Genomic DNA, 13,571 nt, shown 5'->3' with positions numbered 1-13,571 from the left:
AGGGAGAGCAGCGAGTGAGTGAATTGACCCCCGGCTTTATTGTCGCGCATGGACATCGGCTGGAAGACCTAACCGATGTGGCGGTTACATTCACCCAAAACTACCCGCTGGCGCCGCTGGAGCAGGAAACCGTGCTGGTGCAAAGCAACGGTATTGCCCAGTGGCTTAAAATTAATTTAGCCCAGGCCAGCGGCATTGCTGCGATGATAGACGTCACCCTGCCGGCGCGGTTTCAGTGGAAAGCGTATCGTTCAGTGCTCGGCGACAACATTCCCAAAACCTCCCCCTTTGATAAAGACCGCTTAACCTGGCGGTTAATGCGTCTTTTGCCTGAGCTTATCGAGCACAACCCGCACTTTGCACCGCTTAAGCACTACACCTCTGACGATAACGACGGTCGCAAGCTTTATCAGCTAAGCGGGCGATTGGCTGACTTGTTTGATCAGTACGCGGTGTACCGTGCCGACTGGCTGGATAACTGGGTGCGTGGTCAGGATGTGCTGGAGCACGAGCAGCCGGTTGAAGCCGAGCAGTTGTGGCAGCCGGAGTTATGGCGCGCGGTCAGTAATGACATTGGCATAGATGACTACTGGAATAACCGGGCTGAACTGCATCAGCGCTTTATTGATACGGCGCAGGCGTTAACTGAGCGTCCGGCGGGCTTGCCGCCACGGGTGGTGGTGTTTGGTATTTCCTCGCTGCCGCAGCAAATGCTGCAGGTGCTGGATGCCATTAAAGGCTATACCCAAATTCTGCTGTGTGTGCATAACCCGTCGCAGTACCACTGGGCCGATATTGTCGATGGAAAAGAAGCCCTGCGGCAGGCGGTCAAAGCCTCTTCGCGCTTAAAGCACAAGCCGGAACTGCCCGACGACCCGAATGACGACGAACTGCACCAGCTGGCGCATCCGTTGCTGGCGTCCTGGGGTAAGCAGGGCCGTGACTACATTCGCCTGCTGGACTTATACGACGAAACCCTGGCCAAACAGGAAGCGTTTAACACCATTAAACTGGAGCTGTTTGAGCCGCATAACACCGACCATTTATTGGCTCAGTTGCAGGACGATATTTTGAACCTGCGGCCGGTGCAGGAAACTCGCGAGCTTTGGCCTGCGCCGAATGCCTCCGATAAATCACTGCAGTTTCATGTCTGCCACAGCCCGCAGCGTGAGCTGGAAGTGTTGCATGACCAGCTACTGGATGCCTTCGCAAAAGACCCCAAGTTAAAACCGCGCGATGTTATGGTCATGCTGCCCGACGTTAACACCTACGCGCCCTACATTGATGCGGTATTTGGTCGTTATCACAACCGCTTTGGCGAACGTGACCCACGTGCCATTCCTTATACCATTGCCGATCAGGGTGAACGTCACCAACGACCGTTAATGATAGCGCTGGAACTGTTGCTACAAGTTGATCAACTACGTTTTACTCAGACTGATTTATTTAACTTACTGTCGGTTCCGGCGGTGCAGCAACGCTTTGATATGAGTGACGATGACCTGCCGCAGTTAAAGCGCTGGGTAAAAGAAGCCGGCGCACGCTGGGGGCTGAATGCTGAGCAGCGCGGGCAGTTTTATATGCCGGCAGCGGAAGAAACCAACAGCTGGTGGTTTGGCTTAAAACGCATGATAGCCGGTTACGCCATGGGTGATTTGGCTGACGTTGGTATAGAAAACGACTCACCCTGGGCCAATGTAGAGCCTTATACCGAAGTTGCCGGGCTAAGTGCCGCGCTGGTGGGGTGTCTGGCAGACGTGGTGCGCACGCTGGAACAATGGTGGCATCGCGCGCAGGGTGAACACACCTTACCGGAGTGGGTCACTCAGGGCGAGTGGCTGCTGGAACAGTTTTTCGAGGCCGAAGAAGACAGTGATCGCTTACTGTTAGCCAAACTGAGTGACGAGCTGTATCAACTGCGGGACATTTGCGTCGAGGCTGATAACGAATCACAGCTGCGCCTGCCCATATTTAAAGACGCTTGGCTGGAGCGCGTGGATCAGCAGAACCTGAATCAACGCTTTTTAGCGGGCGCGGTAAACTTTGCCACCTTAATGCCCATGCGGGCCATTCCGTTTAAGTACGTGTGTGTGCTGGGTATGAACGAAAGTGATTACCCGCGTTCAACGCCGCGTGTCGACTTTGATTTAATGACTGACCGTTACCGTCCGGGCGACCGTTCCCGTCGTGACGATGACCGCTATTTATTCCTGGAAGCCATGCTCTCAGCCCGCGACTGTTTTTACTTAAGCTGGGTAGGTTACAGCGCTAAAGACAACAGCGAGCGCACGCCATCGGTGCTGGTGGCGCAACTGCGTGATCATCTGCAGCAGGGCTGGGATGTGGACATTAACAGCCTGATCGTTGAGCACAAATTACAGCCGTTTAACCCGTATTACTTTAACCAGGAAGACCCGGACTATTTTACCTATGCCAGTGAATGGGCGCAGGCGCATCAGGGTGCGGTGGCTTCTGTGAGCCGCAAGGCTTCGGAAACCGCCGCGGACGACGAGTTGGAACGCACCCTGAGCATTAACGACATTAAACGCTTTATTGAAGAGCCCGCACGGCTGTACTTTAACTGGCGACTGGACACCTACTTCAGCCGCAACAGCGAAGATCTGGACGACAGCGAAGCCTTTGTTATGGATAACCTGCAAAGCTGGTCGTTAACCACCCGTTTAGTGGATTCTGGAAAAAAGGCGTTATTGAATGGCGCAGGCATTGAAGCCTCGCTATTAAAAGAGCTGAACCGGATTAAACGCGAAGGTGCCTTGGGCATTGGTGCAATAGCCGAGCAAAATGGACTTCAGTTACTGGAGCAGTCACAGGAGATACTGGAAACCTATCAGCAGAGCATTGCCGGTCACTCGGGAGTGAATGAGTTTCCGGAAACGGTGTTTTTTGAGCACAGCGGGTTAATTATTGACGACACGGTGACCGGGCTGCACAGCAATGAAAATGGTGATCGCCTATGGGTTGTCACCTCTGCCAGCAACATTGCGGCTAAAAATGGTAAGGGTGTTAACAGCGGTGGCTGGAAACATGCCAGCGCGTATTACCTTGGCCTGTTGTTGTTGAATTTGAAGCAACCCACTCGGCTTTTAATTGTGTCCAAAGGTGGCTGCCAGCTGCAGGCGGCACCGGTGCCGGCTGAGCTTGCGGTGCAACAACTGGAGCAAATACTGGAGCTAGTGGCTCTGTCAGCGCAGCAACCGCAGCCCATGCATCTGGACGTGGGCATGACCTGGCTAAGCGCAATGGACAGGAACGAGCATGATGAAACGCTGGCGCACGAAGCCGCCCGACAAAAATACGAAGAAGACGGCTTTCAAGACCCGGCATTGGTCACCAAAAGTGATTATTGCGGGCGCGTAGCCGAAAGTTACGAAGCCATTCAGGCATCACCGCACTTCCGTCGCTTTATGGACGAACTTTATGACCCCATGCGCTTAACCCTGGTGCCGGAGAACAAGTCATGAGCCAGTTACCGTCACATACCTCAGGACATACGCTAGAGAATCCGCTCGATTTTCCGCTAAACAGCAGCCGCTTAATTGAGGCCAGCGCCGGTACCGGTAAAACCTACACCATTGCTGCGCTTTATGTGCGTTTGGTTATTGGACACGGCTCACATAATGGTACGGAAGAAACCGCGTTTGAACGTGAGCTGGTGCCGAAAAACATTCTGGTCATGACCTTTACCAAAGCCGCCACCGAAGAGCTGAGTGATCGTATTCGTGCGCGCTTAGCCGAAGCCGCAGCTTACTTCCGTGACCCGGAAGCCGTAGAAGGCGATCCCTTCTTAGCCAGCCTGCGCGAAGACTGCGCCGTGCAGGGACAGAACCTGATGCACTTGGCGCGGCTGCTGGATTTAGCCTCGCAGTCCATGGACGAAGCCGCGGTGAAAACCATTCACGGCTGGTGTCAGTCCATGCTGAAAGAGCACGCCTTTGCCAGCGGCAGCTTGTTCAGTCAGGACGTTGAAACCGACAACGAAGAGCTGCGCCTGCAGGCCGCCGAAGACTACTTCCGCCGCTTTATTTACCCGGCTGACGCTGAACTCAGCGCCCGGTTGCTGGAGGACTTTAAGTCACCGGAAACCTTGTTAGGGCTCACTTACAGCTTAAGTAAAAGCGGACAGGCACCGGTCAATGGTGACTTGCACCGCCTGTTGAAAGAAGCTGAAAGCGCCCATCAGCAACGAATGGTTGCTATAAAGCAGGAAGTTGCGCCTATTGTGAAGGAATTGGTTGATAAAACCTCACAAGCCAAGGGCGCGGCAACCAAGCTCAAACAGTTTCAGAAATTTGCGGACTGGTGCGGCGATCCTGACCTGGTTGAGCCGGAGGCTACGGCGGCTAACTGGAAGAATATAAGCATTGACGAGCTACAGAAGTTTGCCGATGCCAAACTCGGTGGCATGCCTGATAACTGGGCGGTGTTAGGTGAGCTGCAGGAGCGCATTAAACGCAGCAAAGTACAGCAGCAGGAAGAGCTGGCCAAAGTAAAACAACATGCGGCCTTCTGGGTCAGCAGCCGTTTTGCCGAACTGCAAAACCAGCGTGCCGAAATGGGCCACGACGACATGCTGACGCGTTTACGGGACGCGCTGAAAGGCCCCAGCGGTGAAGCTTTAGCTGCGGCTATTCGTAAGCAATATCCGGTGGCTATGGTGGACGAGTTTCAGGACACCGACCCGGTACAGTACGAGATTTTTAACCGCATTTATAACCTGGCGGACCCGCACCCGGGCACCGGTATTTTCCTTATTGGTGACCCCAAACAGGCTATTTACAGCTTCCGTAACGCCGATATTTACACCTATTTAAAAGCCCGGCGCGATACCGAAGGCCGGCATTATAATCTGGCACGTAACTTCCGTTCGTCGCAGGCCATGGTGGACGGCGTTAATGCTCTGTTTGAGCGCGCCGAAGAGCTGCCGCGCGGTGCTTTTCTGTTTAAAACCGAAGCAGAAAACCAGCTGCCCTTTAACCCGGTGGGTGCAAACGGGCTGAAGCGAACCTTCAAGCATTGCCTGTTATCCAGCAATTTAAAAACTGCACCGGCGCTCTTGTGGTCAGTATCCGATGAAGAAAAACGCAATAAAAATGACTTTTTCCGGGCTGCGGCGAACCATCACGCCAACCTGATAGCCTCCCTGCTTAATGATCCGCAGGCGGGTTATTACAACGGCGACGATAAACTCGAGCAGCGCGTAAAAACCAGTGACATTGCGGTGCTGGTAAACAACTTTAACGAAGCCAATGCTATTAAAAAGGCGTTGAGCGATCGCGGGCTGAAAAGCGTTTATTTGTCAGACAGGGAATCGGTATTTGCCCAGCGTGTTGCCAAAGACTTACTGGCCTTAGTGAGTGCCTGCGCCGAACCACGCGACCCGTCGTTGATACGCAGTGCCTTAGCTACTCAGATACTTGGCCTGCCGCTGAGTGAGCTGGAGCATATTCACAGCCACGAACGCGAGTGGGAACAGCGGGTAGAGCAGTTTTTAAGTTATCACGACCAGTGGCAGCGACAGGGTGTACTAGCCATGTTACACAGCCTGCTGCACGACCATCAGGTGCCGGCGAAGCTATTGGAAGACCGTATTCACGGAGAGCGCCAGCTGTCCGACGTACTGCACATTGCCGAGCTGCTGCAACAACAGAGCCTGGTACTGGATGGTATTCCGGCGCTGGTGAACCATTTTGCCGAGCAGGTGAATGAACGCCACGGCTTTGGCAGCAACAGCCGCACTCAGAGTGACGAGCAGCAGCTGCGCTTAGAAAGCGATGACGAACTGATAAAAATTATCACCATTCACAAGTCAAAAGGCCTGCAGTACCCGCTGGTGTTTATGCCTTTTGTGGCGTACACCCAGGCAGAAGCCTACCGGATAAAACCGCCGGCGGTGTACCACGATGAAAACGGTGAGCTACAAGTATTGTGGTCAAAAGACGACGACAACAAACAGCGCTTAAGTAATGAGATCCTCGCCGAAGACTTACGCAAAATGTACGTGGCCGTTACCCGCGCGCAATACGCCACTTTTATTGCGCTGGAAGCGGTGAAAGAACATCGCAATAACCCGCTGTTTTATTTGCTAAACGGTGGCGAGTCATTAACCGATGAGCTGTACAACGAAGTCAGCGAGCGCTGGCAGCAGGCACCGCACACACAACTAACGCGACTGGAAGACGACGAGCCTTTAGTCCGTGCGCTGGAGCAGGAACAAACAACGCCTAAACTCACACCGCGCAGCATGCCCGCAGACCGCAAGCTGGAGCGTTGGTGGGTAGCCAGTTACAGCGCGCTGAAGTACGAAGGTGCCGTGACAAAAAGTGTGCAGGCACCGCAGTCGCCCGATGAAATGAACCTGTTGGACGAGCGCGATGATGACGTAGAAGTCGCCAGTGCCGCCGAGCCAAGCCCGGACAGCATTCATCATTTACCCAAAGGCGCGGGGCCGGGCACGTTCCTGCATAACTTGTTGGAAGAGTCCGCCAATATCGGCTTTACGAAAGTCGCGGGTGACGCTGCCGAGCGTACCGAGCTGGTTGAGGGCTTTTGTGTCAGCCCGTATTGGCAGGAACACCAAAACAGTCTGGAACACTGGCTGGATGCTTATTTACACAACGAATTCCCCATTAACGACAGTGGTGAAAGCGTGAGCTTAAGCGCTCTGGAGCAATACAAAGCCGAGCCGGAATTCTGGTTCGGCGCCAGTGAAGTTAACGCACAAAGGCTGGACGCCCTGGTTCGTGAACACATTCTGCCGGGGCATGAACGCCCTGCACTGGAACCTAATGTGCTGAACGGCATGCTGAAAGGCTTTATCGATTTGGTGTTTGAGCACAAGGGTAAATATTACGTGGCGGATTATAAGTCCAACTGGCTGGGCGAAGACGACCACGCCTACACCGAACAAGCCATGCGCGAGAAAATTCTGCACAGCCGTTACGACCTGCAATACGTGATTTACACCCTGGCACTGCATCGCCTGTTAAAAGCGCGGCTAGGCAGTGAATACGACTATGACACCCATGTAGGCGGTGCCGTGTACCTGTTCTTGCGTGGGCACCGGGCGGAAACCGGCGGGGCATTTTGTGACAGGCCGCCACGGAAGTTAATAGAGCAGCTGGACGCACTATTTGCGGGTAAGAACCTTTCAGATAAGGAGTCGGTATGACAGAAGTAACCTTAAACACCTTATTTGATGCCCTGCGTGAGTGGCGCGATGCCGGCTGGATACGCTCAATAGACCTGGCCTTTGTGGAGTTTTTGCAGCAAGCTGGCGAAACGCGCAGTGAGGTATTGCTGGCAGCCCTGTGTGCATCGCACGAAGCCGGCCGCGGGCATACCAGCATTGACATAAATGCGCTGCAGAATGAGCCCGAAAGCGCACTGAATTTACCACCCGAGAACCGCTATTCACCAAGCTGCGAGACTCCCAGCGAGTTGTTCCGTCAGTTTGGTACCGATGTTGAAGCGGCATTAACCCAAAGCCATTGCGTAGACGTCGACGGAAAGGGCAATCAGCCGCTGGTGTTAAGTGGCGGCAAACTGTATTTGCGTCGCTACTGGCAGTACGAAGCTTTTATAGAAAGCGACTTGCAGACGCGAATGAGCGACCGGCCGGTTACCAACGACGAATTATTGAAAAGCACGCTGGCCAAGTTGTTTGATAAACCTGACGGTGACAAAACCGAAGAGATTAACTGGCAGCGCTTGGCCTGCGCTAACACCGTGCGCAACCGCTTTAGCGTAATAACCGGCGGGCCCGGCACCGGTAAAACTTACACCGTCGCGCGCTTGCTAACTGCGTTGCAGCATCAGACTTTATTCCTCGGCCTACCGCCGCTGCGCGTATCGTTGGCAGCGCCTACCGGTAAGGCCGCCGCGCGACTCACCGAGTCCATAGAAAGCGAGCTGAATAGGCTGCGGGGTGATGCAAAGCTCGCCACCCTGAAAGACGCCTTAGACGTCATAAAACCTGAAGGTAAAACCCTGCACCGCTTACTGGGTGTAAAACCGAATTCGCGCGCGTTTAAACACCACGCCGACAACCCACTGCGCACCAACGTTGTGATAGTCGACGAAGCCTCAATGATAGACATTGAAATGATGACTGCGCTGCTAAAAGCCACACCCAAAAACGCGCGGCTGGTGCTGATAGGCGACAAAGATCAGCTCGCCTCCGTAGAAGCAGGTGCTGTACTCGGCAACCTGTGTGAAGGCGCAGACGAGGGCCATTACCACACAGAAACCGCCCAGTGGCTGCAGCAAGTCGCTGATACACCCGAGTTCCCAGGCGACTTAATTGACGAAAGCGGCGAGCAACGTCTGCAACACGTCGTGAAATTCCGCAAAAGCTATCGCTTCAAAGGTCCTATTGCCGACCTGGCTAACGCCATTAACCAGCAAAACAACACCGCAACAAAACAGGAACTCGAAAAAGCCAAAAACGCCGATAAAGACTACCCCGTTAGCCTGTACGAAATCAGCAGCTTAGATGACCCAGCCTTCGAAGCGCTCATCAGGCGTAGCCTGACGTTACACGTCAGGAACGATGCCGACAAAACAACCGATGCCAACAACATCAACGATATTGCCCAGGAAGCCCTGCAAAACCTAAGCAACTTCCAAATACTGACCGCCCTGCGCGAAGGCCCATGGGGCGTAAAAGCCGTTAATCAAAAAGTCGGCGACATACTCGGCGTAAACGCCAACACCTGGTACGAAGGCCGCCCCGTTATGGTCACCAAAAACGACTACGGACTGAAGTTGAACAACGGCGACATCGGCCTAACCTTTAAAGACCCCGAACATGGCTACCTGCGCGTCGCCTTTCCCGACCAGACCAACAAGTCTGAAAATAAAGGCGTGCGCTGGGTACTGCCCAGCCGGCTCACCCACATCGAAACCGTTTACGCCATGACTGTGCACAAGTCTCAAGGCTCCGAGTTCAAACACACGGTTATGGTCCTGCCCGACCACGACAGCCCTGTGCTAAGCAAAGAACTGCTGTATACCGGGATTACTCGGGCTAAGGAGCAGTTGAGTTTGGTGGGTACTAAACTATTTAGCCAGGGAGGCAAGGGTGTCTAATTTACACCGTGGCATTTATGACTTGTTGCAAACTTCTGCTGTTAAGGATGGGTTATCTGAACAGGACGGTCATCTTGTTTCTGATTTAGAAAATCTAAGCCTTGAAGTTAGCCATAATCGTTTAGTGGAGTCATTGTCAGAACAACTTTCGCGTGTGCTAGCGGCAGTGGGAGAAGGTGAAAAACTAACTGATAACGAAAAACTGAGTCAACAAGTTGAGCTTTTAAACGGGCTACTTCAACACGCTCGCAGCGCGCTTAAAGATGAGACTGCTGCTGAAATTATTGACGAGTTTATCTCTCCTCCTCAAGTGTTGCGATCGCTTTACCGAAAAGGTGAGCAGCCAGAACTGCCTCAAATTGGGCTAGCACAGCCGTGGCTATTTACCGCGGGAAAAGACTCACCAGCTTTGCTTAATGAACTCATTGCAGAGCTATCCAGTTGCAACCATGTAGATATTCTAGTTAGTTTCATTACAGTCTCTGGTGTCCGAAAAATTCATGATGTTTTAAAGCAAATTACAGCGACTGACGCGACCGGAAAAAGTGAAACGTCGATTCGTGTACTTACCACGACATATATTGGCGCTACAGAGAAAAACGCGTTGGATATGCTCGCTAAGCTTCCTAACTGTGAGGTTCGTGTCTCTTTAGATGGACGGCGGACTAGGCTTCATGCAAAGGCCTGGATATTTGAACGTAAGACAGGTTTTGGTAGCGCTTATGTGGGCAGCGCCAATTTATCTGGAGCGGCCTTAATGGGCGGATTAGAGTGGACTGTGAAGTTCACAGAGCGAGGGCAAGAGAATCTCTATTCGAGAGCAAAGGCACACTTTGAGACCTTGTGGGAAGATGGAGAATTTCAACCTTATGATCCGAATGATCGCGAGCATGTTGACGCACTAGAGCAAGCCTTAATTCGAGAGTCTGGCGGCAAGTATTCACTTGAGCATGTCACCACAACGTTTTTTGATATTACCCCAAAACCGTTTCAATCGGATATTCTTGAGCAACTAGATAATGAAAGGGCACACGGGCGCTATAAAAATTTGTTGGTTGCTGCCACAGGGACAGGGAAAACAGTCATGGCGGCGTTTGATTACCGCCGAATTTGTGAACAGGAGAAAGGAATACCTCGATTATTATTTGTTGCGCATAGAGAAGAAATTCTTAGTCAGTCATTAATGACTTATCGGCAGATACTAAGAGATTCGAACTTTGGCGACCTATTAACAGGGCGACATAGACCTAAACAGTATGACCACTTATTTGCCACCATTCAGAGTTTACATTCGCAAGGAATCTTAGAGCGTTTCCCGGAGAACCATTGGCAAGTTGTGGTCGTTGATGAATGTCACCATATTGCGGCGCAAAGTTTTGATGACGTTGTGTCTCGTATGCAGCCGAAATACCTACTTGGTTTAACAGCGACGCCCGAACGTGCGGATAACAAAAACGTACTAGCGTATTTTGATTCTCGTCCAGATGGCTCCCCATCAGTACAAATGCGGCTTTGGAATGCGTTAGACCAGCAGTTGTTGGCTCCATTTGAATATTATGCCTGTGACGACGGACAAGACTATCGTAATGTTAACTGGGCCAATGGGGATGGACGTACAGATCTTCATAATATTCTCTCTGAAAATGACGTGCGCGCGCGCAATGTTATTCGAGCATGGTCCGAAGTTGTTAATACGGTAAGTGACTCAAGAGCGTTAGCATTTTGCGTTGATGTCGAACACGCACGATTCATGACGCAACAGTTTAACAAGGCAGGGATTTCTGCTGCACTGATTTATGGTGAAAGCTCTAGAGACGAGCGATTGTCGTTACCTAAAAAGCTGGCTAACAAGGAAATCAATGTCCTTGTGACGGTCGACCTTTATAACGAAGGCGTCGATTTGCCTTTTGTCGATACGCTTTTATTATTAAGACCTACTCAAAGTGTCACTTTATTTCAGCAGCAAATAGGGCGCGGATTGCGTTTACATCCCGAAAAAGAGAGTTGCCTAGTTCTAGACTTTGTCGGTCAACACCGAGCAGGATTTCGTTTCGACGTGTTATATGGAGCTATCACAGGTTTAACGCGAAACGAAGTATTTGAAGGTGTTAAAAATGGTTTTGGGAAATTACCTAGCGGTTGTTATTTACAGTTACAAAAACAGGCACGCGAGTCTGTTTTAGGAAGTTTGTGCGAAGCTATAAATCAAAGATGGAACCAGCTTCGAAACGAACTCAATCACTTTGCTCGAATAAAAGGCCGTAGCCGAGTTGGACTGTCAGAGTTTTTAACGGAACAACAGTTAGAGCTCACTGATATTTATCGAGGAAATGGCAACAATACGGGATGGACAAACTTACAGCGGGCAGCCCAACTGTTGCAAGGCGAAGCCAATGATGTGGAAACCTATTTTAGTCGTCGCTTTATTAGCTTATTGCATATTGATGATCCAGAGTACTTGCAGTCTATTCAGAGAATATCAGAATCCAGTCGCCCGGTTAGTCTGAGCCAACGAGAAAAGCTATACGCGCAGATGTTGGCCTATCAAATAGATGGGCAAAATAGGCAAGTCGGGAGCGGCAAAGCATTTATTCAGCGACTGCATGATGAATCGGAAGCATGCGGTGAATTAAATCAGCTATCGCGATATCTTGATGCGAAAACAAACTATGTATTTCACGACTTACCAGGGCTAGAAGATACAGCGTTAAAACTTCATGCGTCCTATCAAATACGCGAAATACTCACTGCAGTTGGTTTTCTAAGTGAAGATCATCGTGCCCCATTCCAAGCAGGAGTATTGCGTTTGCAAGATAGGAAAGTGGAGCTGCTATTTGTTACCTTGGACAAAGCAGACGCGTTACACGAAGGTGTTGCCTATAATGATTATGCAATAAGTCGCGATAAATTCCATTGGCAGTCGCAAAATACCGCTTCTTCGAATACTCCAACGGGTCGTCGCTATATTGAGAGTGATACTAATGGTTGGCAGTTCCAATTATTTGTAAGAGAGAATAAGCAAAAAGCTTACAAAGCTTGTGGGCCTGTGACGTTTATTGACAGTCACGGAGAGCGACCAATGAATATAACTTGGGAGTTGAAAAACAAACTTCCAACTCGGCTTTATCAAGCATTCAGTGTGTTGCGGTAGGGATAGCCTACCGTATCGCTTAGATCTAGCAGTTCTCCAATTGCCCCCACCCAAGAATAGTTCTAATATACCCCCACGACACAGTAACTTACTGATCTCATGCCTCTTTCCTTTAAAAGCCTAACCCGTTCATTTGCCTGTCTGCTCGTTCTATTCACCGCTGTCAGTGTGCATGCGTCCGAAATCTTCACTATGGAATCTAAGCTCCTTGATGAAGGGATAACGGCAAGGGTCGCGTTGCCGGAAAGCTATGAGCATTCAGACAGTTTTCAGTATCCGGTGCTGCTGGTTATGGACGGTTCAACGCAGTTTGAACACATAGCGGGTAACGTTAATTTTTTAAGTACGTTTTCTATTGTGCCGGAAATGATTGTTGTCGGGGTAAGTGCGAGGAACCGCTTAAAGCGTTTTACTCACACAAAAATGGAAGCCTACGCTGACCGCTCTGGCGGTGCTGAACAGTACACCCAGTTTTTGCAAGATGAGCTGATGCCAGCGTTGCAGAAAAAGTACAGAGTATCGCCTTACACTGTGGTTACCGGGCACTCGTTGTCGGGGCTCTATACCAGTTATCTGGCGACTCACCATTCAGATTTTATCAACGCCGCAATATCGGTCAGCCCAAGCCTTTGGTGGGATGACTTTGCGCTTATAAAAGACATAAAAGTGGCAGAGCAAGAGGCAGAAAAACCGGCGGTACGTTGGTTTGTCAGTATGGCGAATGAGCCCAATGAAATGGCTGAGGGCTATGAACGTTTATTGAACGTGCTGGAAGCGAAGCCGGAATCGACTTTTAACTGGGAGTCAAAGCAGTTCCCCAACGAAACCCATGACAGCACGCCATTAATTGGCAATGTTGAGGGGCTTAAATCCGTTTTTCGTGGGTTTAACGCGGTGCCGAACATCGAAATTAAGTCGCTGGAGCAGTTGCAGGCGTTCTACTCTGATTACGAAAAAACAGTGGGTTACGACTTTCCTATGTCGGTTCAGCAATACAACGTGTATGGTTTGAAGGCCGCTTATGAAGGCCAGGTTGACTGGGGACAGGCTATTCTGGAGAAAGGTGTTGAGGTATTCGACCAATCCGAAGTTTTATGGGACAGCCTGGCAACGGTTTATGCAATGAATGACAACAACGAGAGTGCGCTAAAGGCCTCGAATAAAGCTGTGCAGTTCGCACGCGAGCATCAGTCAAAGTACATCAGTGAAATTGAAGCGCAGAATAGTGATTTGAAAAAACAGACAGAAAATTAAATTGTACATATTTATGTATATTATTTTGTTTGTAATTTCGTATGTTTTGTGGCTATAA

The 13,571-nt window shown here is 50.8% G+C and carries 5 protein-coding genes; all 5 read left to right on the top strand.

The features are described from left to right. The first annotated feature begins 14 nt into the window (after positions 1–14). The 5 genes from recC (at position 15) to CWI78_RS12580 (ending at position 13,513) form a co-directional block, all read left to right on the top strand. The gene (gene recC, locus CWI78_RS12600) at positions 15–3,482 is read left to right on the top strand and encodes an exodeoxyribonuclease V subunit gamma (protein WP_126783149.1); all 3,468 of its coding nucleotides are present in this window, start codon (positions 15–17) and stop codon (positions 3,480–3,482) included. Beyond that, positions 3,479–7,189, top strand: coding sequence for an exodeoxyribonuclease V subunit beta (gene recB / locus CWI78_RS12595; protein ID WP_126783148.1), 3,711 nt, complete (start codon positions 3,479–3,481; stop codon positions 7,187–7,189). Before recC ends, recB begins: the two co-directional genes overlap by 4 nt. Further along, positions 7,186–9,108 (top strand): exodeoxyribonuclease V subunit alpha, encoded by a 1,923-nt coding sequence (gene recD, locus CWI78_RS12590; RefSeq protein WP_126783147.1) that lies wholly within the window; start codon positions 7,186–7,188, stop codon positions 9,106–9,108. The genes recB and recD overlap by 4 nt, the downstream gene beginning before the upstream one ends. Then, positions 9,101–12,259 carry a DUF3427 domain-containing protein gene (locus CWI78_RS12585; protein ID WP_126783146.1) on the top strand — a complete coding sequence of 1,053 codons (3,159 nt, stop codon included), beginning with the start codon at positions 9,101–9,103 and terminating at the stop codon, positions 12,257–12,259. Before recD ends, CWI78_RS12585 begins: the two co-directional genes overlap by 8 nt. A gap of 192 nt (positions 12,260–12,451) precedes the next feature. Beyond that, positions 12,452–13,513, top strand: coding sequence for an alpha/beta hydrolase (locus tag CWI78_RS12580; RefSeq protein ID WP_244213128.1), 1,062 nt, complete (start codon positions 12,452–12,454; stop codon positions 13,511–13,513). Positions 13,514–13,571: the final 58 nt, after the last annotated feature.

The sequence above is a fragment of the Idiomarina ramblicola genome, assembly GCF_003987255.1.
Lineage (GTDB): Bacteria > Pseudomonadota > Gammaproteobacteria > Enterobacterales > Alteromonadaceae > Idiomarina > Idiomarina ramblicola.
The sequence above is the reverse complement of the archived record's forward strand: the minus strand, read 5'-3'. Positions and strand labels throughout refer to the sequence as shown.